The organism is uncultured Pseudoteredinibacter sp. (genome assembly GCF_947502065.1).
GTDB lineage: Bacteria > Pseudomonadota > Gammaproteobacteria > Pseudomonadales > Cellvibrionaceae > Pseudoteredinibacter.
Genome location: NZ_CANMYE010000042.1, coordinates 1 through 272 on the forward strand (window position 1 = coordinate 1; position 272 = coordinate 272).

1 protein-coding gene is annotated in these 272 nt (G+C 47.4%); it reads right to left on the minus strand.

Annotated elements, in window-relative coordinates; translation table 11 throughout:
- On the minus strand, positions 1-272 hold a 272-nt coding region (locus tag Q1A41_RS20285; RefSeq protein WP_299982987.1), incomplete at both ends, for a hypothetical protein.

Genomic DNA, 272 nt, shown 5'->3' on the forward strand with positions numbered 1-272 from the left:
TTAGCTGTCGTACCATCGCTATCAGTTACGACGACCGCCAAGCTATCAACAACTTCGCCACCACTGTGATCTTTAGCTGTACCGCTTGGATCGTAGTTGTATGTGACCTCACCTGTTGCGGAGTTGTAATCGGTAATGGTTAGCACACCTTCAGGTGTATTAACGGTGATGTTACTTGTTGAAGCGTTATTAAGAGCAGCCGCTGTAATATTTTGGCCGGCAATGCTTAGGGAACCCAAACCATCAGGCGTACTAATGGTGAAGCTGTTGCC